Genomic DNA, 25,556 nt, shown 5'->3' on the forward strand with positions numbered 1-25,556 from the left:
TGTTCGAGGGGCCCATGGGGATCTCCGGGCCGGGGGTGGGGGCGGCGGGGGCGAGGAAAACCGCCGCCGGACCCGACCGCCTACACCCCCGTCAGCTCCACCTGGATCTCGACCTCGACCGGGGCGTCCAGCGGGAGGACGGCCACGCCGACCGCGCTGCGGGCGTGGACGCCCTTGTCCCCCAGGGCCGCGCCCAGGAGCTCGCTCGCGCCGTTCAGGACACCCGGCTGGCCGGTGAAGTCCGAGGCCGAGGCCACGAAGCCGACGACCTTCACGACACGCGCGATGCGGTCGAGGTCGCCCGCGACGGACTTGACCGCGGCCAGCGCGTTCAGCGCGCAGATGCGGGCCAGGTCCTTGGCCTCCTCGGCCGTGACCTCCGCGCCCACCTTGCCGGTGACCGGAAGCTTGCCGTCCACCATCGGCAGCTGGCCCGCCGTGAAGACGTACACGCCGGACTGCACGGCGGGCTGATAGGCGGCCAGCGGCGGAACGACGCCCGGCAGCGTCAGGCCGAGCTCCGCCAGCTTCGCCTCGACGGCGCCGCTCATGCCGACTTCTCGCGCTTCAGGTAGGCCACCAGCTGCTCGGGGTTGTTCGGCCCGGGCACGACCTGGACGAGCTCCCAGCCGTCCTCGCCCCAGGTGTCCAGAATCTGCTTCGTGGCATGGACGAGCAGCGGCACGGTTGCGTATTCCCACTTGGTCATGTCGCCGACTGTAGTCGTTGCCGCGGGGGGCCTCGCGCGCACGTTGTCCACAGCCTCCTGCGTAGTACGGCGGCGGACTGGTTAGGCTCGAAGACGTGAGCAGGCTCCAGGTCGTCAGCGGCAAGGGCGGTACCGGCAAGACCACGGTAGCCGCAGCCCTCGCGCTCGCCCTCGCAACCGAGGGCAAGCGCACCCTCCTCGTCGAGGTCGAGGGCAGGCAGGGCATCGCGCAGCTCTTCGAGACAGAAGCGCTGCCCTACGAGGAGCGGAAGATCGCCGTCGCTCCAGGGGGCGGGGAGGTGTACGCCCTCGCCATCGACCCCGAACTGGCCCTTCTGGACTACCTCCAGATGTTCTACAAACTGGGCAGCGCCGGCCGGGCCCTGAAGAAGCTCGGCGCCATCGACTTCGCGACCACCATCGCGCCCGGCGTAAGGGACGTGCTCCTCACGGGCAAGGCGTGTGAAGCCGTACGCAGGAAGGACAAGAGCGGGCGGTTCGCGTACGACTACGTCGTCATGGACGCGCCACCCACGGGACGGATCACACGCTTCCTGAACGTCAACAAGGAGGTCGCGGGGCTCGCCAAGATCGGCCCGATACACAATCAGGCGCAGGCGGTGATGCGCGTCCTGAAGTCGCCGGAGACGGCGGTGCACATGGTGACGCTGCTGGAGGAGATGCCCGTCCAGGAGACCTCGGACGGCATCGCCGAGCTGCGGGCGGCGAAGCTGCCGGTGGGACGGATCATCGTGAACATGGTGCGGCCCGCTCTCCTGGACGACGTCGACCTGGAGCTCACGGGCGCCGTCGCGCGCAGCGCCATCGCCAAGTCGCTCTCGGCGGCCGGGCTCGGCGGCGCCCGCCGCGGCGGGAACGCCGAGCGGCTCGTCGGGCCCCTCCTGGAACAGGCCGAGGAGTACGCCGAGCGGCACACCCTGGAGCGCGAGCAGCGGGCCGTCCTGACCGAACAGGACCTCCCGCTGCACGAACTCCCCCTGCTCGCCGAGGGAATGGACCTGGCGGGCCTGTACGAGCTCGCCACGGAACTGCGCACTCAAGGGATCTCATGAGTCTGGAACCGGCCCGCGTACTCGACCTCGACCCACTGCTCGACGACCCCGACACCCGCATCGTGGTGTGCTGCGGCTCGGGCGGCGTCGGCAAGACGACCACGGCGGCGGCGCTGGGGCTGCGCGCCGCCGAACGCGGCCGCAAGGTGGTCGTTCTCACCATCGACCCGGCGCGCCGGCTCGCCCAGTCGATGGGCATCGACTCCCTCGACAACGTCCCACGCCGTGTGAAGGGCATCGACGACTCCGCGGGCGGCCAGCTGCACGCCATGATGCTCGACATGAAGCGCACGTTCGACGAGATCGTCGAGGCGCACGCGGACGGCGAGCGGGCGGCCGTGATCCTGAACAACCCCTTCTACCAGTCGCTTTCGGCGGGCTTCGCGGGCACGCAGGAGTACATGGCGATGGAGAAGCTGGGGCAGCTGCGGGCCCGGGACGAGTGGGACCTGATCGTCGTCGACACGCCGCCGTCCCGCTCGGCGCTCGACTTCCTGGACGCGCCCAAGCGGCTCGGGTCCTTCCTCGACGGACGGCTGATCCGGCTCCTGACGGCCCCGGCGAAGCTGGGCGGGCGTGCGGGGATGAAGTTCCTGAACGTCGGGATGTCGATGATGACCGGCACCCTGGGGAAGCTGCTGGGGGGACAACTCCTGAAGGACGTGCAGACGTTCGTGGCGGCGATGGACACGACGTTCGGGGGCTTCCGTACGCGCGCGGACGCCACGTACAAGCTGCTCCAGGCGCCCGGGACGGCGTTCCTGGTGGTGGCGGCCCCGGAGCGGGACGCGCTGCGCGAGGCCGCGTACTTCGTGGAGCGGCTGGCGGCCGAGGACATGCCGTTCGCTGGCCTCGTACTCAACCGGGTGCACGGCAGCGGTGCCGCCCAGCTGTCCGCCGAGCGGGCGCTCGCGGCGGCGGAGAACCTCGATGCCGAGACCGCGGAAAATCTCGCGGCCGAGACCGCCGGTGAACTCGCGGCCGAAGGGGACACAGATCCCGGTGCCGAGGGCGGCAGGGATCCCCGTACCGCGGCCGCCGGGGATCCGGTTGCCGGGGCAGCCGGGGATCCAGGTGCCGGGGGCGCCGAGGATCTCGCCGCTGGGGCCGTCGGCGGCCTTGATCCCCACCCTGCGGAAGATCTTGAATCCACAGCTGTAGAAAATCTTGACGACACCCGCATTGTGGATCAGGAGGGCGGGAAAGCTGGACTTCGTAACTCTCCCGACACGTACGGCAGTTCAGAATCTCCCGCTTCCGAAACATCAGCTCCCGACGGCTCCGAAGGTCCAGTCGGCTCCGACGCTTCCGATGAAGGCTCCCCCGCCGCCACGGACAGCACAGACGCCACGGACAGGACCGACGCACCGACCGACACGCCGCCGCACGGGCACCGGACCGTCGAACAACTCACCGCAGGCCTGCTGAGGCTGCACGCCGAGCGCATGCAGCTGCTCTCCCGCGAGCAGCGCACGCGTGACCGCTTCGCCGCGCTCCACCCAGAGGTGGCGGTTGCCGAAGTGGCCGCGCTGCCCGGCGACGTACACGATCTCGCTGGACTGCGGGACATCGGAGAACGGCTCGCGGCCAACCGGCCGGAGCTGCCTGAGACCGGCGCCTGAGCGGCGCCGTCCACGGGCCCGAGGCCGGCCCTGAGTCATGAGCTGTCACGAGCTCGTGGCCGGGCCTGAGATGGCCTGAGGCGAGTGGGTCCGAGGCGGTGGGTGGGTCACGCGGGCCGAGGTGGCCCCGCGGGACGCCCTCCGTGGCGCCCTCAGCCCACCGCCGCGTAGCGCTCGTACACCTCTTCCTCGTCGAGGGGCAGCAGGCCCGCGCCGCGCTCGTACTCGGTACGCGCGGTCTCCAGCAGGCGACGCCACGAGGTGACGGTGGGACGCCTGCGCAGCAATGCGCGACGCTCCCGCTCCGTCATGCCACCCCACACGCCGAATTCGACGCGATTGTCGAGCGCATCGGCGAGGCACTCCGTGCGTACCGGACATCCGGTGCACACTGCCTTCGCCCTGTTCTGCGCTGCTCCTTGAACGAACAGTTCATCCGGATCGGTAGTGCGGCAGGCCGCCTGCGCACTCCAGTCGGTTACCCAGCCCATACCGGCGCCGTCCTCTCCCGAATCGAGGCTCCCCCACGGCGGCAGCGGCATATTCACCGCCGCCAGTTGAGGACGTTACGGAAGGCAGGCACAGCGCAACACCCCCTGCGGGCCCAATCTTGAATGGCCCGAACGGACTATGCGTAAGCGGCAGATCACCCGGGGGAGTGAGCGGCGGACATACGTGAGTATCCCGGCAAACCGGGACAGTTCAGTTGAGTCACAACGGACGCCAGGTGACGCATGAGGCTGATTCGGACACGACCTCCCCAAAAAATTGGGGAACCTCCGGAACGATTCGGGGTCGCCGGACGTATTGATACGTGGCCATACTGCTGTGACAGTTGAGAGCAGCTTAGGCCAAGGCATATACGCGTGTCCGGCGAATGAGAACGTAGGCTGCCCCTATGCCAAAGAAGCGCTCGGGCGGTGGTCTGTCGCCAACGCAGCAGGCCGCCAAGTTCCTCGGTGTCAGCGTGCTCGCTGGAGCAGTCATGGCCGGAATCGCGCTGCCCGCAGCGGGCGTGCTCGGTCTCGCGGCCAAGGGTTCCGTCCAGGGGTTCGACGAGATTCCCGACAACCTGAAGAGTCCCGCGCTGAGTCAGCGCACCACCATCCTGGACAGCAAGGGCGGTCAGATCGCGACGGTCTACTCGCGCGACCGCACGGTGGTCGACCTCAAGGACATCTCGCCGTACATGCAGAAGGCGATCGTCGCGATCGAGGACTCCCGCTTCTACCAGCACGGCGCGATCGACCTGAAGGGCGTCCTGCGCGCCCTGAACCAGAACGCGCAGAACGGCGGGGTCGCCCAGGGCGCCTCCACGCTCACCCAGCAGCTGGTGAAGAACTACTTCGTGGAGGAGGCCGGCGACGACCCGACGAAGGTCGCCCAGGCCACCCAGCAGACCCTCGGCCGCAAGGTCCGCGAGCTCAAGTACGCGATCCAGCTGGAAGAGAAGCTCGGCAAGAAGAAGATCCTCGAGAACTACCTGAACATCACGTTCTTCGGTGAGCAGGCCTACGGCATCGAGGCCGCCGCCCAGCGTTACTTCTCCAAGCCCGCCAAGGACCTGAACCTCCAGGAGTCGGCGCTGCTCGCGGGCATCGTCCAGTCGCCCAGCCGGTACGACCCGGTGAACGACGAGGCGGAGGCCACCAAGCGCCGCAACACCGTGCTGCAGCGCATGGCCGAGGTGCACGACATCTCCCAGCAGGAGGCCGACAGGGCCAAGGAGGCGAAGCTCGGCCTGAGGGTCAGCCAGCCGAAGAACGGCTGCATCACCGCGGTCAAGGGCGCGAGCTTCTTCTGCAAGTACGTGGAGAACGTGTTCCTCACCGACCCGGTCTTCGGCAAGACCAAGGAGGCCCGGGCGAAGCTCTGGAACCAGGGCGGCCTGACCATCCGTACGACGCTCGACCCGCAGGCGCAGAAGTCGGTGCAGTCCTCGATCAAGTCCCACGTCAACAAGTCGGACTCGGTCGCCACGGCGGCCACCCTGGTCGAGCCGGGCACCGGGAAGATCGTCGGCATGGGCCAGTCGAGGCCGTACGGCTACGGGAAGAACGAGACGGAGTACAACTACTCGGTCGACCGTGACATGGGCGGTTCGAACTACGGCTTCCCGACCGGTTCGACCTTCAAGCCGTTCGTGGCCGCGGCCGCGCTGGAGGAGGGCCGGCCGGCGACCCAGCAGTACCCGTCGCCGTACGAGATGCCCTACCCCAGCCCCGTGCAGACGTGCAGCAGCAAGCCCTGGACCAACCTGACCAACGAGAAGCTGTCGAACGAGAGCACCGAGGAGAAGGGCCCGTACGCGCTGAAGACGGCGATGGCCAAGTCGGTCAACACCTACTTCGTGCAGATGATCTCGGACATCGGCATCTGCCCCGTGGTGAAGATGACCGACAAGCTGCACGTCGTGCAGGGCAACGGCGACAAGCTGCCCGAGGTGCCTGCCATCACCCTCGGCTCCAAGGGCATCTCCCCGCTGACCATGGCGAGCGCGTACGCCACCTTCGCCTCCCGGGGCACGTACTGCACGCCGATCGCCATCGAGTCGATCACCCAGAAGACCGACGGCAGGGAGAAGTCGCTCGAGGTCCCGAAGTCGACCTGCTCGCGGGCCATGTCCGAGAAGACCGCGGACACCGTCAACACGCTGCTCCAGGGCGTGATCGACTCCGGTACGGGTCAGCAGGCCGGCCTCTCCGACCGCGACAACGCCGGTAAGACGGGTACGACGGACGAGCGCAAGAACGCCTGGTTCGTCGGGTACACGCCGAACCTGTCCGGCGCGGTCTGGGTCGGCAGCCCCAAGCAGAACGTCAAGATGACGGGCATCCGCATCGGCGGCGTCTACCACGACCTCGTCTACGGCGGTCAGGTGCCCGGCCCCATCTGGAAGGACGCCATGACCGGCGCCCTCTCGGGCAAGGACTCCCCGTCCTTCAACCTCGTCGACATTCCCGACGAGAAGCCCAAGGACAACGGCCATGGCTCGAACGACGGTAACAACGGCGACAACAACGGCAACGCGAACGGTGGGAACACCACCAACGGCAACACCGTCAACGGGAACACGATCAGCGGCGCCAACGGCGCCAACGGTGCCACGAACGGTGGTGGGTTCCCGACGCCTAAGTTCTCGATCCCCTCGGGCTTCATTCAGGGACAGAACGGCAACGGGGGGCGTCACGGGTAACCCGCCCCGTTACGCCCGCTGACAGAGAGCGGCACAGCACAGTCGTCGGCCTCGGCGCTCGCTCCCCCGGTCGGGGGAAGCGCCGAGGCCGACGACTTTCTGTGAGCAGGCTGGTACAGGTACGGGTACCGGTACGGGGTGTGCGGGTACGGGTACGGGTACGGGTTCCGTTTCTCCTACTGGTTCTGTTCCCTATCGGGTTCTACTACTGGTTCTGGTCCCTCTCGCGCTCAGCCCGCGAGCAGCTTCTTGACCACGGCGGCGACACGGCCGCCCTCGGCCAGCCCCGCGACCTTCGGGTTCACGATCTTCATGACCTGGCCCATGGCACGCGGCCCCTCGGCACCCGCCGCCCTGGCCTCCTCGACAGCCTGCCCGACGATCTGCTGGAGTTCCTCGTCGGACAGCTGCTTGGGCAGGTACGCGGCGAGGACCTCCCCCTCCGCCTTCTCGCGCTCGGCCGACTCGGGACGCCCGCCCTGCGCGAAGGCGTCCGCGGCCTCGCGGCGCTTCTTCGCCTCGCGGGTGATCACCTTCTGTACTTCGTCGTCGGAGAGCTCGCGCTTCGTCTTGCCCGCGACCTCCTCCTTGGTGATCGCGGCGAGGGTCAGCCGGAGCGTCGCGGAGCGGAGCTCGTCGCGCTCCTTGATGGCGGCGTTGAGGTCTTCCTGCAGCTTCGACTTGAGCGTGGTCATGCCGTCGATTGTCGCAGGTGTGGTGCGGCGGTCGCCTGCTGATTTCAGCGCCGTGCCCGGGACGCGCCGTCGATGGACGCGAGTTGGCTGTTCACAGGTTTGAGGTTGTCCACAGGGAGTCACGCGAGGGTGTCGGGGTCTGACACGATGGACGTATGCGCGCGCGATACGGAGTACCCCTGGGAATCACGGCGGTGGGCGCCGCCGGACTGTTGTACGCGGCGGGTTTCGAGGCCCGCTCGTTCCGCCTCCGACGGGTGACGGTCCCGATCTTGCCACCAGGCATGCGCCCGCTCCGCGTCCTCCAGGTCTCCGACATCCACATGGTGAGCGGTCAGCGCAAGAAGCAGCGCTGGCTGCGCTCCCTGGCCGGGCTGCGCCCCGACTTCGTCATCAACACCGGGGACAACCTCTCCGACCCGGAGGGTGTCCCCGAAGTCCTGGACGCCCTCGGCCCGTTGATGGAGTTCCCCGGTGCGTACGTCTTCGGTTCGAACGACTACTACGGCCCCAAACTCCGCAACCCCGCCCTGTACTTGCTCGAGAAGTCCAAGGGCCGCCACGGTCTGAACGGCAACAAGCCGGCCGTGGGCGTCATCCACAACCCGTGGGAGGACCTGCGCGACGGCTTCGACACGGCGGGCTGGCTGAACCTGACGAACACCCGGGGGACGCTCAAGATAGAAGGCGCCGAGATCGAGCTGACCGGCCTCGACGACCCGCACATCAAGCGGGACCGGTACGCGCGCGTGGCCGGCGGCCCGTCGGAGTCGGCCGACCTCTCGATGGGCGTGGTCCACGCCCCGTACCTGCGAACGCTCGACGCGTTCACGGCGGACGGCTACCCCCTGATCCTGGCCGGTCACACCCACGGCGGCCAGCTGTGCCTCCCCTTCTACGGCGCCTTCGTCACCAACTGCGACCTGGACACGGACCGCGTGAAGGGCCTGTCCACGCACACGGCGGAGGGGCGAACGTCGTACATGCACGTCTCGGCGGGCTGCGGTACGAACCGCTACACACCGGTGCGGTTCGCGTGCCCCCCGGAGGCGTCACTGCTGACGCTGGTCGCCCGGCAGTAGGTCGGACGGCGGTGGGTCGGCCGGAAGCGGGTCGGCCGGAGCGTGGCGGTCGAGCGTCGGAGGGCGATCGAAAGCGGCGTCCGGTGCGGCGGCGCCGGGCAGGTCGAACGGATCGTCCGGATCGATGGAAGCGTCGATGTCGATGTCGATGTCGATAGGGCGCGGGTCCACGCCCGGCCGTCACCCACCCGGGTGACCCATATCGCCCGATTCGCCCCCCGCGCTTAGCGTGGGGACATGATCGCCCCGATCCCCAGGGATATACCCGACCTGCCCGCGATACCGGGCATCCCGTCGCCGGCCCCCTTCATCGTCCCGGCGACGGCAGTCGTGGCCCCCGTGCGTCGCCCGCTGGCGGCCATCTTCCGCCTCTTGGTCGCCCTCGTCACGGCCACGGGCGTGGCCATCGAGATGCGCCTGGGCAGTCCGCTCCACGTGCTCAGCTACTTCACCATCCAGGCCAACCTGCTGGTGGCGGTGGTCTTCGCCGCCTCGGCCCGGCGGGCATGGACGGCGCGTCGCCCGCTGCCCGCGGTCCTTACCGGCGGCACGCTGCTCTACATCTCGATCACGGGCCTGGTCTACCACCTGATCCTGGCGGACCCGTCCAGCGGCTTCTCCATGATCGGGGGTATCTCCCCGCCCACCCGCTGGCAGGCGGTGGCGAACCAGATCCTGCACACGGCGATCCCCATCGCCGCGGTGATCGACTGGCTCCTACTGGCCCGCCCGGCGCCGTTCGCCATCCGGCATGCGACGGCCTGGCTTGTCTATCCCCTCGCCTACCTGGGCTTTTCCCTCGTCCGCGGAGCGATGCTGCCGCCGGGCACCCCGGCGCGCTACCTCTACCCCTTCGTGGACGTCGACCGGCACGGTTACGTGGGCATCCTCGGCAACACCGCGATCCTCGGCGTCGCCTTCTACGCCCTCGCCCTCCTCGTCATCGCCCTGGACCACGTCCGCCCCGACCCGTACCGCTACCGCGGCCGACGCCCCGAAAACCGGATTTCGTCTCCGGCCACCAGTGGGCTAAAGTAAACGACGTCGCCGCGAGAGCAGCGACAATCGGGGTGTAGCGCAGCTTGGCAGCGCGCTTCGTTCGGGACGAAGAGGTCGTGGGTTCAAATCCCGCCACCCCGACAGCTAAGTAGCAGTTCAGAGGGCCCTTACCGGATCGGTAAGGGCTCTCTGGCGTTGCTGTCCAGGGCACCGTGGATGCGCTCACGCTGGCAGCTTGAGTGGGAGTAGATGAGCTGCCGGACGTCACTCGAGTGCGCCGGGCCGAGCCTGAGCTCATTCGCATCCTGATCCTGATGGAGATCGATGATGCGCCGGCAGAAACAACAGGCGGGGTTTCCGGTCCTACGAAAGACTCCCTCGCGATCCCGCCCTCAGGCGTTGGGCGCGTCACACCCTTGTCGCGTCGAGCACATCGAAAGCGGGAGAGTCCTCAGCGCTCCCTGCCCCGCGCGGATGCCGAGCGAGGAGGAGCGTTCTGCTCTGAACCTGGCTGCGGGCGCAGCTGTGTTGGAGATCTGCCGCACCGCCTTCACCGAGGACGCTTCACCGAGGACGACCGCCCGTCGAGGTCAACCAGATGCTCTTGGACGCCGGTTCGTACGTGCTCGAATACCGCCTCAGCAACTGGGGTGTTACGGGAATCTCTGCCTCATCAAGTGCCCGGGCAAGCGCGTGCGCCGGTGGTGAGTGGCCTTACCTGCGCGTATACGATCCCCGGCCATGAAGCGTTCCATGATCGCGCTGGTCAGCGCAGGAGCAATCACACTCGCCCTGGGTGGGTATGCCGTCGGGGCGACGCGACACGGCGGAGCGTCCGAGCGGTCGGCGACGTGTGAGCAGGCCAACCAGGATTTCGAGAAGCGGGCCGGCCAGCTCCGGAAGCAGAAGCAACGGGCAGCCCATGACGACGAGTACTTCGATTCCATAAGTCGGGAAATGGAGTCGACCCGGGTGAAGGTGCTCAGCTTGATCGTGGTGCAGAATCCGACATGCTTCGGTGCCGGGACTCGTGCGACAGCGGCGTATCTGCAACAACCTCGATCCGAGGGTGAGCAGGACGCCGGCGCGTGTGAACTCGCCGATGTCCCCTCGAAGGACTGCACGATCGCGGTTGGCTGAAGCGGGCGTCTGCTCGTTGCGTGCTCGATCAGAGGGCCGCGCGGTCGGCCCCCTGGGCCTGGCCCCTGGGGGCGCAGCGAGCTCGCTCCGAGATGGACGGGGCTCCGTTCGCGAGGGGCGGCCGCGTCATGGGGCGCGCGGGGAGCGAGTGGTGGGTGAGGGAGGGAATCAGCTGCGCCGCGGTTCCCAGTCAGCCACGCTGAGCAACCAGGAGCCGAACAACATCACAACAACGCCGACCACCCTCACCGCCAAGCAGAGGGGTGGCGTGTTGGTCAGAAAGTCGCTCACCAGAACAATGATGAGTGCGGCAGCCAGGGTCAGCTGTGCCCAACCGAACACGACCGGGCGGCGGACACTGTGACGGAACCACGCCGGCAGCCAGCCCCAACCAGGGTGGCGACTCCCCCGACGAGCAGCACCGGCGAGCAGGCCACCTCGATAAACGGCGCACTCATGATCGGCCTCCGATTCGGAGGGGGATCCTGGCACACTCTCCGCGGATTGCCCAGCCGACCGCACGCGGCCCATGCCCCCGTCCGCGACGGACGTGCTCCTCCCGTGTCCGTTCGGTCGGGAAGCAGGCGAGCCACGGTCCTGGCGGACAGCGCTCATGAGAACGGCCGTGACCGAGATACCCGGCCAGGGGCCGTTCACCTGCGGTGGTGCGTGATTTGAACCCACGGTGACATCGCTGCCACGACGGTTTTCAAGATTGACGGCTGCCTTCCCTTGGCCATGGAGACTCCGCCGACCTCAGTTCTCCGCTCGCGTTCAGGAGCAGAGGTTCACATGCCGGACGGCCAGGACGTGTCCCGCCGCGTCGGTGAGGCGGCTGCGGGAGAGGTGCCCGCCGGCCACCGCATTGGTGATCGCCGTGGCGATCGAGGACGTCTGGGAGCTGACATTGCCCCCCAGGTCGAACATGATCATGTCGGCGCCGGAGCGCAGGGCCTGGACGGCGGCGGCGGGGATGCTGAAGCCGGCGGCGGAGATCGCCTTGGCGCTGAGCGAGTCGGTGACCACCAGCCCCTTGAATCCCAGCTTGCCGCGCAGCTCGGAGCTGATGACGGTGGGTGACAGGCTCGCCGGATTGGTGCCCAGGCCCGGCACGATGTTGTTGGAGACCATGATGGCCGGGGCACCGGCCTTGATGGCCGCTGCGAACGGCGGGATGCCCACCTTTTGCAGGGTGGACCAGGGCAGGGTGCGGGCGGGGCCGAAGTCGGAGTTGTAGGTGGAGCCGCCGAGGCCCGGGAAGTGCTTGACGACGGGTATCACGCCTCCGGCGCGCAACCCGTTCATGTACGCGACACCGGCCTTGGACACCACCGAGGTGTTGCCGCTGAAGGACCGCCATCCGTCGGGGTTGGTATGGCTGGGGGCCATGTTCCTGCCGTCGACGTCGACCACCGGCGCGAGGTCCATGTTCACCTGGGCGGCGGCCATCTTGGTGGCGACCTTCGTGACGTTCTGCTGGATCTGGGCCGGGGTCCAGTGCGCACCCATGTACGCGGGCCAGGGCAGGGACCCGACGAGGTTCGCCATGCGCTGGATGCCGCCGCCCTCCTCGTCGGTCATCACCAACAGGCCCAGGTGGCCGGGTACATGGGACTTCAGGGCGGTCAGCCGGGAGCCGAGGTCGGACGGCGCCTTACTGCCGAACAGCACCACACCGCCCGCACCCGCGCTCACCTCGGAGGTGGCGTCGGACACCGAGGTCTCCGACACCGGGACGGCGATGGTCAGCATGGCCAGTCGGCGGTTCGACCACCCGGCCAGCTTCGTGCTGTTGGTGCACGCGGTGGAGGTAGAGGCGGAGGTGGAGGTGCCAGCGGAGGTAGAGGCGGAGGTGGAGGTGCCAGCGGAGGTGGAGGTGGACGTGAGGGCCGGAGAGAAGGTCGAACGGGGTTGGGACGGCGTGGCGGACGGGGCGAGGGACACGCCGGGACCACTGGAGTGCGGGGCCGCGTTGGGAGTGCTTGTGCCACAGCCCGCCAGGAGCATCGCCGCCATGGCGGCGGCTGTGCTCAGTATTCGTGCGTTCCCGGCCCGGCCGGGGAGCCGCGGCGGTGTTGTCGCGCTTCTGCGGTCACGGTGCGACAGGAGATTCATCGCCCGGCCTCCTTCGGGAAGGCGCGACGGTAACCGTCGCGCTGAGGGCCGTATGAGCATGAGGTGGGCTTTACGACGCGTGAGAGGCGCTCCGGCCCGCATGTGGTCGCTGGTCCACGGTCGGAGTACCAGGATCTCGCGCCTCGGAGCCGGGCGGTAGTCCAGCCGACGTGAGTCAGGGCGTGCCTTCGAGCGCGCTTCACCCGAGTCGCAGCGCAGTTCACCGTGGGACGGGCGTGGGGCGAGGGGCGCCCTCGGAGCGGGAAACGGCAGGTCAGGGCAGGCTCCCAGCGCGGCCTGCACCCACCCCGCGCGCCGTCCTCCCCCTACTGGCCAGGCGTTTCACCTCAGGAGAAAAGGTGTGGGGCGGCGTGTGAGCCGTTGGGGGGATTTCGGCGCGTGACGACGGGGCGGGCAGGGTCGGCGTCTGCCTGGCGAGGTGTTCTGTCAGCCAGAAGAGGGCTGAGCCACCCCGGCCCACCCCGGCCCGCCCCGCCCCGCCCCGCCCCAGGCTCCGGGAGCCAGCGGCGCCTACGGGAGTCGTCCCTGGTGACACGTCCACAGGGCTGGTCGCCGAAGTGGAAGGCGTAACCGATGGTGCCCGGCGTCTCCAGCTCGTTCAGCAGCCGCTGCCTCGCCGCGGGTACGGCGTCATAGCCGGCGTGACCGGGACCGTGTCCAGGCGTCACCAGCGCGCACGCCGGGAAAGACCTCCTCACCGTCGTCGATCGGTGCGCACCGCGGCCGGCGGCTCGATGAAATCGGTGCGCCAGGGAGTACCCATTCGGTGTCCCGGGATCCAGCAGATCCGGGGACTCCTGTCCGGCCCCCTTCGGCCGCCGTGTTCCTCTGGAACACTGAACCGGCTCATCCCTGGTCCGGAGCCCGCGCCTGCCCTCGGCCCGGCTCAAATTGGTGGTGCGCGGCCGGCGCTGGCAGGTTGCCTCCTGGCCATCGACGAAGCCCGACCGTCGGTTGGGTCCCGGACGAGTCTCCGGGCCGCCCCCAGACAGGCCGGGGATGCAACCATTCCTTTCAGAGCTGGAACCCCCGGAAGCCGACCGCGCGTTAAAGACCATAACTGCGGGCACTGACAACGGACCTGCCAGTGATCGAGCGGCGGGAACAGCGGGGAATCACGGTGAAAGCAGGCATCCCCACCACGGCCCCATCCCAACCGTTCGCCCAGCTCAGCGGCTGTATCTGCCGCAACCGATCGCGGTATCGCCGCAGCTTCCCAGGGCGAGGGCCCGAAGTCGTGGCGGCATGCGTGGGTGTGCAACTGGAGGTCGCGGGTTCTGCTGAGGCTCGTGTCAGGCGGTGGGGCTCTACGACGATTTCATGGACGGGGTTGGCGAGAGCGCCGTCGGGGCGGCTCGCGGGGTTCGGGGCGAGCTCCCCGGCGACGCGGCTCAACCGTTGGAGCCGAAATGGCTCATCGCTTCGAGCTGAGTACGCCGGGCCTGCCTTGCGGAGGTACGGATCCGGATGCTGTCGCTCGCCCGGAGTCCGGCCGCCGCATGCCGGTGCGCTGCGCCGCGCGTCGGCACAGGTGAGGCAGGAAGGTGTAGAAGCGGTCGGGCAGGAACACGGCGTCCGCGACGATCATCGCGCCGGAGAAGAGAGGCAGCCCCATGAGCAGCGCGATGCCGATGTGCATGCCGAGCAGCATGGTGAGGACGGGGTACTTGAGCCTGCCGAAGAGCACGAACGGGAAGGCCACCTGCAAGAGCACCGTCATATAGCCGGCGATCGCGATCAGGATCGTGTGCTCGTCCACGAGGTGGGAGAGGGCGGGCCAGGGCTGGAAGAGGCCGAGGTTCAGCACGTAGTGGAGAGCGGTGCCGCCGCCCCACGACGGGCCCTGGACCTTGTACAGGCCGGCTGATCCATAGAGGAAGCAGACCTGTGCCGCGATGACGAACATGCCGCAGTTGTGGACCACCGTGGTCAAAGTGGTTCGGGCATCCCGGAGTTGCTGTGCGGAGTGGCTCCGCACCGGCTGCGGCGCGTTGCCCTCACCAGCCGCCTTGAGCCGGTGCCTGCGGGCGTCCAGGGACCAGCGCCGACCGCACGCGGTGAGGCAGAGGTAGATGGACATCAGCAGGAGCAGGTTGTCGCCTCCATCCGTCATGAAGATCGCTCGTGCATGGAAGGAGACCACTACGCCGGCGAAGAGGAGGGACACGACGCGGGTCCGCCAGCCCAGCAGGAACAGTGCGGACGTGACGAGGGCCAGCGCGTAGCAGAGCTCGAAGTAGGCGCGGCTGTCGGACAGGGTCAGGATGCTGTTCCACCCTGTCTGGTCGAAGAGCTCTTGCGCCAACGCGGGTGTCCACGGGGAGTCGGGGCCCCAGATCTCGTCACGGTGCGGGAACTCGCGCAGCAGAAAGAGCAGGTAGAGCAGTCCGTACCCGATGCGCAGCACCGACGCGGCGTACAGGGACACCGGCCGGCCGGTCAGAAGCTCGCCCACGGTACTGATCCGGTTGGCGAGCCACTGGGCAGCGCCGGGGTGCGCAGTCTGTCGCCCCCTTGGCCGGTGGGGTGTTGATGCCATGGCCTCGGTCTGGGGAATCTGGGGGAGCTCATTTCCCATGGGGGGTCACCTTCCACCAGGGCAGAAGCCGGTTCTCGACGGGCGTCGGCGGGCGGTTGCCGGAGGCGGGACCGGCGGCGGGACCCGAGGCGGCGATGGGCAGTGTGACGACGCGGAGTTGAATGAAGTCGAAAGTGCCACCGTTGTGGGCGGCGACGCGGTCCGCGGCGATGTTGCGCAGATACCTCTGCATCATCAAGGCGCGTTCCGTGCGCGCCTTGTCGTCCCCACCGTGTGAATCGACATAGCAAGTCCAGGCGCGGCGCAACAGGTTCTGCGCGGTGTGGCTGGGGAACGGGTTGTGCTTGACCGCGGAATTGTCCACGGCCGTCAGGTCGAACCAGGCACTCACCCGAACCGATCCGCCGGAGTCGGTGCGCGCGGTTCTCGCCAGAATCTGCCGGTTGACGGATTCGGGGTCCGGGGCGAAAAGACGCCAGTTCTGCTCGAAGAAGGGATACACCCATGCGTTGATCAGCGGGCTGTATCTCTTGGAGACGGTGTTGGCGGGGGCCACATGAAGGAACACCAGAAGGACATGGACGAGAGTCGTCGCCACACACAGGACCACGGCGGCGCGCAGCCCCGCGTTCAGCGCACGGGCCCCCCTCGACCATCTGACCGGCGCGGGCGCGTCGTCAGGAAATTCCTGTGTGACCGGACCGGAATCGGAGTGCTGGAGTTCCTTCACGTCCGCTGATTCAATTCCGCTCGACACCGCCCACCCTGTCTTTCTCATATCAGCTACTCGCGTCTGGCTTCTTCGCTGGCTTAATCTCTGGCTTCATCTGTAGACGGCCAACGGCGGCGCGCGGCGGATTCGATGAGGATTCCGCCGCACGCCGTCACCCGATGAACGGGCTTGCCGCAGTGCGCTGCCTAGTCCTTGGAGCCGTCGTAGCCCTTGGAGTAGTCGTCGGCCTCGTGGCCGTTGGGCACGTCGGCGTAGCCGAAGTTCTCGTCCGACTCCTTGCCGTGGTCCGGCTTGCCGGGCGCGACATCATGCCCAGGGCCCGGCTTCCCACCGTGGTCCGGGCCTTCGGGCTGATCGCCCTGGTCCGGGCCTTCGGGCTTGCCGCCGTGGTCCGGCGCTTCGGGCTTGCCGCCGTGCTCCGGCGCTTCGGGCTTGCCGCCGTGCTCCGGCCCGCCGGTGACGTTCCCGCCGACGGTGTTCCCGGCGGTGTTGCCCGCGGTGTTCCCGGACGTGTTGCCGGCGATGTTGCCCGCGGTGCCGCCGCTCGTGACGTCCACGATGGGTCCACCCAGGACGCCACCGGTGACCAGACCCCCGCCGAGCAGCCCACCGGTGGTCGCACCGGCGACGGTTCCGGTCGTCGTTCCACCGGTCGTTGTTCCGGTGGTCGTGCCGGTCGTCGTCCCGGTGGTCGTGCCGGTCGTCGTGCCGGTGGTCGTGCCGGTCGTCGTGCCGGTGGTCGTTCCACCGGTCGTGCCGGTCGCGCACCCGCCGAAGAAGATCCTGTTGTTCTGGAGCGACACGAGACCGGTACGAGCCAGCGCACGGCCCTGGATGTTCGCCCCTGTGTTCACAGTGATCGAAACCCCGGCCATGATCGTGCCCACGAAGCTGGCGCCGGTGCCGATGGTGGCCGAGTCCCTGATCTGCCAGAACACGTTGCACGCCGAAGCGCCGTTCGTGAGGAGCACCCGGGCGGAGGACGCCACGGTCAGGGCTTCAGGAATCTGGAACACCCAGACGGCGTTGGGGTCGCCCTGTGCGTCCAGGATCAGATCGCCGGTGAGCAGGACACCGGACGAGGAGGTGTGGACACCCGGCAGCAGCGTCTGACCCGCGCCGATGGCCGCCGCGAGCGGGAAGTCCGTGGCCTGGCCGGCCGCGCTGTTGTACGCCGTCACCAGGTCCACCTGGGCCCCGCCTGCCACAGCGTCCGTCTGGTGCACGGCGCCGCCGACGACGCCGGGCGGGAATCCGGTGATGGACGACCCAGGACTCACTCCGAGGTCTCCCTCGAGCGAACTGTTCCCGGTATTGGTGACTGCCGACGCTCCAAGAACCGAGAAACTCGTCGCTCTGCCGAGGTTCACCTTTGTTGCGATGGCCGACGCCGGCGTCGGCATCACAGCAACCATCATCGCGGCAATCGTTGCGGCAAGGGCCGAGGTCAGCAAACCGGACAAACTACGGCGGTGAGCCGTTTGCGGGATCTTCAGCTTCATCTAAGGGCCATTTCCTGTGCGGGCCGGGGCGTACCGGGCCGCTACGGATCGCCCGGGAAGCCTTCTTCTGCTGCGCCGCATATTACGCATGAACATTCGCGCACCGACCACAAAAAGGGAAAGGGGAATTTCCCATCATTCAAACGGCGCAAACGCGACGAAAACATTGAAGTTCATACTTCCGATTATCCGACATGCCTACGGAATACACGGAGACAGGTACAGAGGCAGGCTGAATTCACTCGGCCCCGGGATGGCACTGCGATGGTCCCGGTAGCGAAACCGGGTTCGGATCTCTGCGAGGTTGAAATCCCAAGTACCTTGCGGTGCACAGGACATGCGCACTCCACCACGCCTCAATACCGTCCACATGCTGGGAATGGGCCGCTCCGACCGCCCGTCGCACCGCGCGAGGACTACGCTGCTCCACAGACGTCCCAGACCCCGGCGGCATGTCGTTGCCGAGCACAGATCGCCGTGGGGAGCGGGCCCTTCGCCCGTCGCCCGGCGCATCCCTGGAGGGAACCGGGTGGGTCCGCAGTCCTGCCGCGCAGGCCGGCCAGTCGGCCGTTGCCCGACCTCCGCCGAATGTTCTCCGCTGCCGGAAGTGGGCCGACCGTGCCGGGATCCCGGCACCACCGACTCTCCTGCCGGACGGTCTTCCGAACCGAGGCGTCATGCCCCTTCCGCCGCTCACCATCTACCGTCACGACCGAAGAAGACGAGCACTGATCACGCTGGCCGGTGAGATCGACCTGGACACGGTGCCCCTCGTGCGCGCATCACCGGAACGGTGTCTGCGCGACGGCATCCGCACCATCGACGTCGACCTCACCCCCGTCACCTTCTGCGACTGCAGCGGCCTCAACGCCTTCCGCTACGCCGCACAGCGCAGCACCGCGGCCAGGGGAACGCTGCGACTGCACCATCCACCGCCGACGCTGGTGCTCATGCTCGACGTCGCCGGCTGCGAATTCCTGCTCCAGGGCGTGCCGTTCGGGCAGTTGTCGCCTCCTCCCGGGTACACCCCGGTCACGACCGCTCCCGTCCCGCCGCATCGGCGTGTTCCTCCAGTTCCTCCAATTCCTCCAATTCCTCCAATTCCGCCTGTACCTGTCCTGTCGGGCGGTGCGGTGTGATGGCTCGGCCGCATCAGGGACGGCCACGGCAGTCCCGTGGAAACGAGAAGCCCGGCGTGAACTCCGGCGAGGCCTCCGGCGTGAACTCCGGAGCGGCCTTTGGAGCGGCCCGCGGAGCGGACTCCGCGGCGGACGCGGTGCGCTTGCGCCGGGTGAACAGATGGCTCGTGGAGGACATCCGTGAGGACCTCGGGAACTTGTACGAGGACTCCTGCGCAACGGGATCCGGCAGGGCATACCGCAGTCCCAGCCGCCAGGACTTCCTGAACCAGCTGGCGGGCGACATCCGCCGGCCGGGGTTCGCCATGGTGATCGCGGAGACGGACAGTCTGATGGGGTGCGCCTTCGGGTTCCCCGTACTCGGCGACGGCCGCTGGTGGCTCGGTTTCGACGGTGTGCTGCCACGCGCCATCGAGCGGATCACCAAGTCCAACAGTGTCTTCGCGATCAGCGACACCCTGGTCCACCCACACCCGCAGGACCAGAAGCTGGCCCACCGGCTGCAGGAGAAGCTGCTGACCGACCACCAGGCGACCCTCGGCGCCACCTTGGTGGATCAGGCCGACCGCCCGACTCTCGACTCGCTCCGCTCCTCGGGATGGCTGGAGATCGGAGAGGTTCGGAGGCGGACGAGCCCCACCACGTTCCGGGCGCTGGTGCTCCCCCTCGGGGAACGGACCACGGCAAGACTGGCGGGTCTCGCGCACGAGGCCTGGATACGGTGGCCCGGGTGAGGTCCAGCAAACGGTCGGCCCGGATCCAGGTACTGGTCGCCGAGCACGCGGCCCGGCGAGGTGCCCGGGTCGGCGTGGTGGACGTGTGCACCGCGGCCGTGGCCGCACTGCCGGTCGGCGGGGCCGGACTTTCCGCGATGTCCAGATCCGCGGCCAGCCATCCGTTGTGCAGCACCGACGATGTCAGCGAGCAGTTGGAGGAGCTCCAGCTCACCTTGGGCGAGGGGCCCTGCGTGGATGCCTTCACACAGGGCTCGGCCGTACTGGCCCCCGACCTGCTCGCCGCCGACGTGCAGGACCGCTGGGCCGTGTTCGCCGACGCGGCCCTGGAAGCCGGGGCCCGCGCCGTGTTCGCCTTCCCTCTGCAAATGGGCGCGATCAGCCCCGGAGTTCTGGACCTGTACTCCCAAGTCCCGGGCAGGTTGAACGCGGAGGAGCTGGCCGACGCGTTGGCTTTCGCCGACACCGCCACTCTGGTCCTGCTCGACTCCCGGATCGACGGGGAGGAGGACCTGGCCGACGGACCGTCGACGGACGGTCGCTACGAGGACCTGGGCGCGTACCGGACGGAGATCGACCAGGCCACGGGCATGCTCACGGCCCAGCTCGGAGTCGGTGCCGAAGAGGCCTTCGTCCGGCTGCGCGCCTACGCCTACGCCAGAGGGCGCCGCCTCGCCGCGGTGGCCGCCGACGTGGTCGCCCACCGGCTCACGTTCCCCCCAGGCGCGCACACGGATCAGAGCGACGATGAAGCCTGACACCTTTCGCCGGGCCGAGAAGCGATCCAAGAAACCGGACGAAGAATCCGATCCAAGAAGCCGTACCAAGAAACCGACCAAGAAACCGGACAGAGAAGTGAGTTGCGCTTCCCGCCCCTTCATCCGGGCCGGGATCAGTCTCGACGGAGGGTGTGCACGATGAATCAGCGACTCCTGGCCAAGACCTTCGTCGAGCTGGCGGACAACCTGGTCGCCGACTTCGACCTGATCGACTTCCTGCGCCTGCTGACCGACCGCTGTGTGGGCATGCTCGGCGCGAGTGCCGCTGGCGTGCTGCTCGCGGACCGCGACGGTGAACTCCGCGTCATGGCCGCCTCCGACGAACAGGTGCGCCTGCTGGAGCTCTTCCAGCTGCAGAACGACGAGGGGCCCTGCCTGGACTGCTTCCGCACCGGCGCACCGGTGGTCGTCGCCGACCTGAGCGGGGAGGCCGACCGCTGGCCACGCTTCGTCGCGGCGGCCCACCGCAGCGGGTTCGGGGCGGTCCAGGCCCTGCCGATGCGTCTACGGGACGAGGTCGTCGGGGCCCTGAACCTCTTCCACGCCACCCCGGGCCCCTTCGATCCGGACGCCACGCCGCTCGCCCAGGCCCTGGCCGACGTCGCCACCATCAGCCTGCTGCAACAGCGCACCGCGCACCGCAGCACCGTCCTCAACGAGCAACTGCAGAGCGCGTTGAACAGCCGTGTCCTGATCGAACAGGCCAAGGGAAAACTCGCCGAACGCCGGGGCATCGACATGGAACAGGCCTTCACCACACTGCGCGGTTACGCCCGTGCCCACAACCGGCGTTTGTCGGACCTGGCCCGCGCGTTCATCGACGACTCCGAAGCCCTCCCCGGCCTGAGGTCCTGACCGATGTCACGGCCGGTCAGCAGCAGTTCCCTGGCAGTGGCTTCAGGAGCTGTGGGTTCAGGAGCTGTGGGTTCAGGAGCTGTGGGTTCAGGAGCTGTGGGTTCGAGGCCCGCGGTTCACAGGTCTGCTTCCCGGGCCGGACGGCCGCCGCCGATGGCGCTCGGCGGCGGCCGTGGTCGCGAGGACGCGAGGCCCCCCAGCCATCGTGTCCTCGCGCGCTGCCCTCCGCGGCGGCGGGGTGGCGGGAGCACCCCGAGCAGAAAACGCCGGGAGGACGGAAGCTGGAGCCGCGTTCTCCGGCGATGCGGCTCCGGCCGGCCTCGATTGCGACTCGGGGGCTGGGAGCCTGGGTGGGGGACTTGCCTGTTCCGTCGATTCCTGACGCGGACGAAGTCCCACCTGCCTTGCTCTGACCGTAGAGCAGATACACGACGAGCGGAACAGGGCATGACGTACGCGTTCTGGCCTCTTCATCGGTCACCCGCGGCGCTCGCGGTCCCGACGGTCCTCGCGGTTCCAGCGCGCTCGGTGCTGTCGGCTGTAGCGGCGATCCCAGCGGTCCTGACGCTCCCGGCGGTCCCGGTAGTCCTGGTACTCACCGAAGTCGGACCCGCCGCCACGGCTCCGGCCCCCGCCACCACGGCCGTAACGGATGGCTCCGAAGACCAGCACAGCCGCGGCGACCCACCAGATGGGGTTGAGGAAGCCGAAGCCGAACAAGACCATGATCAGGACGAGAAGCAGAACGAACACAACGGGCCTCCCCGGGAGCGGAACACAGCATCGGTACCGGGGACTGGGGCCTCACCCACAGCGTAGTCCTGCCCGAAGACTGCCGACAGGTCCTGTCCGACGTCGCGTTGACGCGGGAGGGCGCCGGGCGTTCACTGGCAGCACGGCGCAGGGCCATGCCACTCCGGATCACTCGGGCGGGGCATTCCCCCTTCCCGCTCCGCCCGGCCCCCGCGGAACCAGGAAATTCCCGCGATCCGGAGGTCCGGCGAGATGTGGCCACCGCCTACGCCCGATGGTCCCGTCGCGCCGGCCGTCGCCCCGTCCGCCGACGGCGGCCCATGGGCGACCGCGCGTCCGGCACGCCGTGAAACTCGCGCCACCGTAGCCGTCCATCTGACCCCGGCCAGGAGTATCCTGAAGATACCGAGGGTACTTCGTACACCGGCTTCGATGCCCGTGCCGTCCCCGGCGATTCACGACACCGGGCCGGTCCTGGCCGGCCCGGGGCAGGGTTCGCGTGATGACCGCAACCATGTTCGACAAGTCCGCGGTCGAAGACCGGACCTTCTCTTCTTCCCCGCCACCTCTCCGGCTGCGGCTGGCGCCGCCCGGTACGGCCCCCGCCCTGATCGACGGCGCATGGTGGCCACGCTCCCGCGACCTGACGGCCGAACTTCCCGCGCTCACCGCTGTTTTGGACCCGCTGTGGGGGCGGATCACCCACGTCACCGTGAACCCCACGTTCTGGCCGGTCATCCCCCACAAGGTTCCCGTCCAGGGCCATGTGGTGAAGGTCGGCTGGTTCAAGGCCGAGCAGGACCCGCACAAGCTGCTGCTGCTCTCCTACACCGCGGGCCGCTGGGACCTGCTGGTGATCCCGCCCGAGACCGACGCCGTCACGGCCGCCCGGCTGATGACCACGGCCGCGGATCCCGCACGCAGCCTCACCGCGAGCGGCCTGATCCAGGAGGCCGAGCTCTTCCGCATCGCCGCCGAGGCCGAGGCCGCCGCGTGGGACTCGGCCCGGGAGACGGTCTGGGACTCCGAGGGCGGACACGACGCCCGCCGCACCTCCTCGTACGGCCCCGCGGGGACCGCCATCGGCCGCGTGCCGATTCCGGCGGCAGGCATGTGACGGACATGCAGTCGTCCCGACCGTCCCAGGCCGGGCGGAGCAGCGCTGTGCGTGTTGGCGGGTGCGTGATGGGCGGGGTTCGGGAGCGGCGGGGTTCGGGAGCGGTGCCTCGACGGGGCCCGTTCGACATACCGCGGGAGTGGGGCCCGTTCGACATACCGCGGGAGTGGGGCCCGTTCGACATACCGCGGGAGTAGCGTGAAGACATCGAGAGTATTTCGCACACCGGCCGCCATGCCGGCGTCGTTCTCGGCGAGTGACGACACCGGGCCGCCGCCCCAGGCAGCGGCCGGGAGACAGGTGCGCGCGATGTCCGCGACCACCGACCGACCTCTGCTGCGGATCGTGCCCTTCAGGGCTCCGACCGCTCGCCTCGCACTGAAATCCGTGAGCACGTCCCGAGGGCCTCTCGACGGTGCCTGGTGGCCCCGCTCCCGGGACCTGACACACGAACTCTCCGCCCTGGCCGACGTACTGGACCCGCTGTCCGGACGGATCACCCGGATCGCCGTCAACGCGACGTACTGGCCCGCCATCCCGAGCAGGGTGCCCGTCAACGGTCACGTGGTGAGGGTCGGTTGGTTCACGACTGAGCTGGACCCCCACAAGATCCTGCTGCTGTCCCACACCACGGGCAGCTGGAACCTGCTGGTGATACCCCCGGAGACCAACGCCCCGGCAGCCGCCCGCCTGATGGCCGCCGCGAGCGACAGCGCCCGCCCTCCGGCGACCGCGAGCGCGCTCATGGCGGCGGAACACGCCCTCCACGGCAGTTCCATGGCTGCCCGGGACCAGGATTCCGAGGACGCCTGGGAGGACGCGGACGAGGACACCTGGGAGGACGCGGATGACGCCTCCTCCTACCGGGCAGCTGCCGCCCGGCCGTGCCGCCTGGTCACGGCGAACGCAGGTTCTCCTGCACAAGGCCCGGAGTAGAGTGAGGTGACAGGCACGAGTGGCGGCAATCATGGCAACACTGCGCGAGCGGAAGAACTACCGCGAAGCGATCATGAAAACGCTGTACGAGGCCACGGAAGGCAATCGCCTCCTTGGCGTCACCGGGGCGAGGCTGCGTGACGACCTCCAGGTCCCTGAGCAGGATCTGGCCGCGGCGTGCGCATATCTGGTGGGCGAAGAACTCATCACCGTCGACTGGGCGCAGGGAAACACACCCGCGATGGTGATGTTGACGCATCGGGGGATCCGGCTCATGGAGGCCGAGGAGGAGGAACGCGGCTGACGCGGGCCGGGGCCGGTGCACTCGTGTGCTGTGGAAGGCCCGGGTTCCTTGGGATCAGGGCCGGTGGATGCCGATGCCGTCCACGCAGGGCTGTCGGCTCAGTCCAGGACGGCGAGGTGGTCGGCGGCGCCCCCGCGCCATTCGATCATGAAGAGGGTCGCGTCGTCGCTGGTACGGCCGCCTCGTTGCCACTTCAGGGCGTGGGAGAGCGAGCGCACCACCGCTCGTACGCCCTTCTCTCCGAGTGCGACGCGGTTGACGCAGTCGATGAGCTGTTCCTCGCCGAACTGTTCTTCGCCGGCCTCGTGCTCCTCGATCAGGCCGTCGGTGAAGCACAGCACTCGGTCGCCGCGCTGGAGCAGCTGCTCGCTGATCCGGGGATCTTCACCGCCGAAGCCGACCGGCAAGGTGGTCGGGCCTCCCAGCTTCCGGACGACCCGGTGGTCGCGGATCAGCAGCGGTGCGGGGTGGCCGGCGTTGACCCACTGCAGGTGACCCGTCGCGATGTTCAGCCGCATCATCTGCGCGGTGACGAAATGGTCGGGCCCGAACTGCTCGGCGATGGCCCGGTCCATGAACGCGTAGATCTCGGACAGGCCGATGTCGGCACGTCTGGCGTGCCGGTAGGCCCCGACGGCGACGGTCGCCATCGTGGCGGCGTCCAGGCCGTGGCCCATCGCGTCGACCATGGCGACATGCAGGATGTCTTCGTTGAGGGCGTAGTCGAAGCTGTCGCCCGCGACGTTGTAGGCGGGCTCCAGGATTCCGGCCACCGCGACCTGCGGGCTGGACATCGCCAGCGGCGGCAGCAGGGACCACTGGATCTCCGCGGCCAGGCTCATCGGTTCGCGGCGCCGGGCACGGAAGAACTGGTCGGTGTAGCTGTGCTTGGTGACCAGCATGTCGGCGACCAGGCCGGCGAGCCTGCGCAGCAGCCGTCGGTCGTCGTCATCGACGGTGTCCAGGGTGAGGGCCATCACTCCCACCTGGTCGCTGCCGTCCAGCAACGGCAGGTACATCCGGACGGCGTCGCCCTGCGGCACCTCGGCAATGGTCGCGTACAGGAAGGCCCGGCCGGCGGCAGAGTCGTCGATCGACTCGGGCTCGCCGACCATCAGCCGCCGACCCGGTAGCGGCACCAGCACCAGCTGGGCGTAGTCCTGCAACAGGATCGAGACGTCGCGGCCACCGACCCTGGCCACCTCTTCCGCGATCAGCGGGGCGATCAGCTGCGGCGGCATCTCGTGTGCCCGGTCCAGCAGCACCCCCAGCAGCCGCTCGCCGAACCCTTCCGACCGGTCCACCATGCCCTTGTCGGGCCGCCGCTCACCTTCCGCCACAGCCGCGCCCCCTCACCGACGTCCTCACGGCCTCGGCCCGCGTGTCCCGGCTCATCTCGTGCCGCGGATCCGGCGCCCGCCCCGACGTCCTCGGGTCCATCCGGCGGTCACGGCGGATGCGCTCGACCCGCTCACGTGATCTGTACACACGAGCTCCTGACCCGGCCGTGATC

Annotated in this window: 24 protein-coding genes and 1 tRNA gene; 14 read left to right on the forward strand and 11 right to left on the reverse strand. The window is 68.6% G+C overall.

The window, feature by feature from the left end:
• Positions 1–80: 80 nt before the first annotated feature.
• Positions 81–551, reverse strand: coding sequence for a RidA family protein (locus tag ACIQTP_RS30355; RefSeq protein WP_402039269.1), 471 nt, complete (start codon positions 549–551; stop codon positions 81–83).
• The gene (locus ACIQTP_RS30360; RefSeq protein WP_075033571.1) at positions 548–709 is read right to left on the reverse strand and encodes a DUF4177 domain-containing protein; all 162 of its coding nucleotides are present in this window, start codon (positions 707–709) and stop codon (positions 548–550) included. Before ACIQTP_RS30360 ends, ACIQTP_RS30355 begins: the two co-directional genes overlap by 4 nt.
• A gap of 95 nt (positions 710–804) precedes the next feature.
• Here ACIQTP_RS30360 and ACIQTP_RS30365 point away from each other — a divergent pair, with 95 nt between their 5' ends.
• Positions 805–1,782 (forward strand): ArsA family ATPase, encoded by a 978-nt coding sequence (locus ACIQTP_RS30365; RefSeq protein ID WP_403405649.1) that lies wholly within the window; start codon positions 805–807, stop codon positions 1,780–1,782.
• A complete protein-coding gene (locus ACIQTP_RS30370; RefSeq protein ID WP_403405651.1) occupies positions 1,779–3,404 on the forward strand; it encodes an ArsA-related P-loop ATPase in 1,626 nt (541 codons plus the stop codon). The genes ACIQTP_RS30365 and ACIQTP_RS30370 overlap by 4 nt, the downstream gene beginning before the upstream one ends.
• Before the next feature lie 152 nt (positions 3,405–3,556).
• On the opposite strand, the gene wblA is transcribed toward ACIQTP_RS30370, so the two are convergent.
• On the reverse strand, positions 3,557–3,895 hold the full coding sequence (gene wblA, locus ACIQTP_RS30375) for a transcriptional regulator WblA (protein ID WP_028799159.1): 339 nt from the start codon (positions 3,893–3,895) through the stop codon (positions 3,557–3,559).
• A gap of 407 nt (positions 3,896–4,302) precedes the next feature.
• On the opposite strand from wblA, the gene ACIQTP_RS30380 reads away from it, so the two are divergent.
• Positions 4,303–6,600, forward strand: a complete 2,298-nt coding sequence (locus tag ACIQTP_RS30380; RefSeq protein WP_403405654.1) for a transglycosylase domain-containing protein — start codon at positions 4,303–4,305, stop codon at positions 6,598–6,600.
• Between the two features lie 230 nt (positions 6,601–6,830).
• On the opposite strand, the gene ACIQTP_RS30385 is transcribed toward ACIQTP_RS30380, so the two are convergent.
• Complete coding sequence (locus tag ACIQTP_RS30385) at positions 6,831–7,295, reverse strand: GatB/YqeY domain-containing protein (protein ID WP_388515942.1); 465 nt, start codon at positions 7,293–7,295, stop codon at positions 6,831–6,833.
• A gap of 155 nt (positions 7,296–7,450) precedes the next feature.
• Between ACIQTP_RS30385 and ACIQTP_RS30390 the strand changes: the two genes are divergently transcribed.
• Positions 7,451–8,377 carry a metallophosphoesterase gene (locus tag ACIQTP_RS30390; protein WP_403405657.1) on the forward strand — a complete coding sequence of 309 codons (927 nt, stop codon included), beginning with the start codon at positions 7,451–7,453 and terminating at the stop codon, positions 8,375–8,377.
• Here ACIQTP_RS30390 and ACIQTP_RS30395 read toward each other — a convergent pair.
• On the reverse strand, positions 8,348–8,548 hold the full coding sequence (locus tag ACIQTP_RS30395; protein ID WP_403405660.1) for a hypothetical protein: 201 nt from the start codon (positions 8,546–8,548) through the stop codon (positions 8,348–8,350). The two genes, ACIQTP_RS30390 and ACIQTP_RS30395, sit on opposite strands and share 30 nt — an antisense overlap.
• A 66-nt stretch (positions 8,549–8,614) precedes the next feature.
• Here ACIQTP_RS30395 and ACIQTP_RS30400 point away from each other — a divergent pair, with 66 nt between their 5' ends.
• The 3 genes from ACIQTP_RS30400 (at position 8,615) to ACIQTP_RS30410 (ending at position 10,516) form a co-directional block, all read left to right on the forward strand.
• Positions 8,615–9,415 (forward strand): Pr6Pr family membrane protein, encoded by an 801-nt coding sequence (locus tag ACIQTP_RS30400; protein ID WP_403405663.1) that lies wholly within the window; start codon positions 8,615–8,617, stop codon positions 9,413–9,415.
• Between the two features lie 28 nt (positions 9,416–9,443).
• Positions 9,444–9,517, forward strand: a tRNA-Pro gene (locus ACIQTP_RS30405).
• A 600-nt stretch (positions 9,518–10,117) separates the two neighbouring features.
• On the forward strand, positions 10,118–10,516 hold the full coding sequence (locus ACIQTP_RS30410) for a hypothetical protein (RefSeq protein WP_403405666.1): 399 nt from the start codon (positions 10,118–10,120) through the stop codon (positions 10,514–10,516).
• A gap of 774 nt (positions 10,517–11,290) precedes the next feature.
• On the opposite strand, the gene ACIQTP_RS30415 is transcribed toward ACIQTP_RS30410, so the two are convergent.
• The 4 genes from ACIQTP_RS30415 to ACIQTP_RS30430 form a co-directional block, all read right to left on the reverse strand.
• Positions 11,291–12,631 carry a glycoside hydrolase family 3 N-terminal domain-containing protein gene (locus ACIQTP_RS30415; RefSeq protein WP_403405668.1) on the reverse strand — a complete coding sequence of 447 codons (1,341 nt, stop codon included), beginning with the start codon at positions 12,629–12,631 and terminating at the stop codon, positions 11,291–11,293.
• A 1,435-nt stretch (positions 12,632–14,066) separates the two neighbouring features.
• A complete protein-coding gene (locus ACIQTP_RS30420) occupies positions 14,067–15,191 on the reverse strand; it encodes an HTTM domain-containing protein (RefSeq protein ID WP_403406106.1) in 1,125 nt (374 codons plus the stop codon).
• Positions 15,192–15,219: 28 nt separating this feature from the next.
• Positions 15,220–15,969, reverse strand: coding sequence for a DUF5819 family protein (locus tag ACIQTP_RS30425; protein ID WP_403405671.1), 750 nt, complete (start codon positions 15,967–15,969; stop codon positions 15,220–15,222).
• 140 nt (positions 15,970–16,109) lie between these two features.
• Positions 16,110–17,327 (reverse strand): ice-binding family protein, encoded by a 1,218-nt coding sequence (locus ACIQTP_RS30430; RefSeq protein ID WP_403405674.1) that lies wholly within the window; start codon positions 17,325–17,327, stop codon positions 16,110–16,112.
• Between the two features lie 776 nt (positions 17,328–18,103).
• Between ACIQTP_RS30430 and ACIQTP_RS30435 the strand changes: the two genes are divergently transcribed.
• The 4 genes from ACIQTP_RS30435 (at position 18,104) to ACIQTP_RS30450 (ending at position 20,933) form a co-directional block, all read left to right on the forward strand.
• Positions 18,104–18,565, forward strand: a complete 462-nt coding sequence (locus ACIQTP_RS30435; RefSeq protein ID WP_403405676.1) for an STAS domain-containing protein — start codon at positions 18,104–18,106, stop codon at positions 18,563–18,565.
• Positions 18,566–18,621: 56 nt separating this feature from the next.
• The gene (locus tag ACIQTP_RS30440; protein ID WP_403405679.1) at positions 18,622–19,299 is read left to right on the forward strand and encodes a hypothetical protein; all 678 of its coding nucleotides are present in this window, start codon (positions 18,622–18,624) and stop codon (positions 19,297–19,299) included.
• A complete protein-coding gene (locus ACIQTP_RS30445; RefSeq protein WP_403405682.1) occupies positions 19,296–20,057 on the forward strand; it encodes a GAF and ANTAR domain-containing protein in 762 nt (253 codons plus the stop codon). Before ACIQTP_RS30440 ends, ACIQTP_RS30445 begins: the two co-directional genes overlap by 4 nt.
• 159 nt (positions 20,058–20,216) lie before the next feature.
• A complete protein-coding gene (locus ACIQTP_RS30450) occupies positions 20,217–20,933 on the forward strand; it encodes a GAF and ANTAR domain-containing protein (RefSeq protein ID WP_403405685.1) in 717 nt (238 codons plus the stop codon).
• A gap of 477 nt (positions 20,934–21,410) precedes the next feature.
• Here ACIQTP_RS30450 and ACIQTP_RS30455 read toward each other — a convergent pair whose 3' ends face one another.
• Complete coding sequence (locus ACIQTP_RS30455) at positions 21,411–21,686, reverse strand: hypothetical protein (protein ID WP_403405688.1); 276 nt, start codon at positions 21,684–21,686, stop codon at positions 21,411–21,413.
• A gap of 502 nt (positions 21,687–22,188) precedes the next feature.
• Here ACIQTP_RS30455 and ACIQTP_RS30460 point away from each other — a divergent pair.
• The 3 genes from ACIQTP_RS30460 (at position 22,189) to ACIQTP_RS30470 (ending at position 24,043) form a co-directional block, all read left to right on the forward strand.
• Entirely contained in the window at positions 22,189–22,803 is a 615-nt protein-coding gene (locus tag ACIQTP_RS30460; protein ID WP_403405691.1) for a DUF5994 family protein, read from the forward strand.
• A 387-nt stretch (positions 22,804–23,190) separates the two neighbouring features.
• Positions 23,191–23,739 carry a DUF5994 family protein gene (locus ACIQTP_RS30465; protein ID WP_403405694.1) on the forward strand — a complete coding sequence of 183 codons (549 nt, stop codon included), beginning with the start codon at positions 23,191–23,193 and terminating at the stop codon, positions 23,737–23,739.
• A gap of 31 nt (positions 23,740–23,770) precedes the next feature.
• Positions 23,771–24,043, forward strand: coding sequence for a hypothetical protein (locus ACIQTP_RS30470; protein ID WP_054229945.1), 273 nt, complete (start codon positions 23,771–23,773; stop codon positions 24,041–24,043).
• 98 nt (positions 24,044–24,141) lie between these two features.
• On the opposite strand, the gene ACIQTP_RS30475 is transcribed toward ACIQTP_RS30470, so the two are convergent.
• Positions 24,142–25,383, reverse strand: coding sequence for a PP2C family protein-serine/threonine phosphatase (locus ACIQTP_RS30475; protein WP_403405696.1), 1,242 nt, complete (start codon positions 25,381–25,383; stop codon positions 24,142–24,144).
• Positions 25,384–25,556: the final 173 nt, after the last annotated feature.

Origin of the sequence: Streptomyces sp. NPDC090798, assembly GCF_044768965.1 — a bacterium.
Lineage (GTDB): Bacteria > Actinomycetota > Actinomycetes > Streptomycetales > Streptomycetaceae > Streptomyces.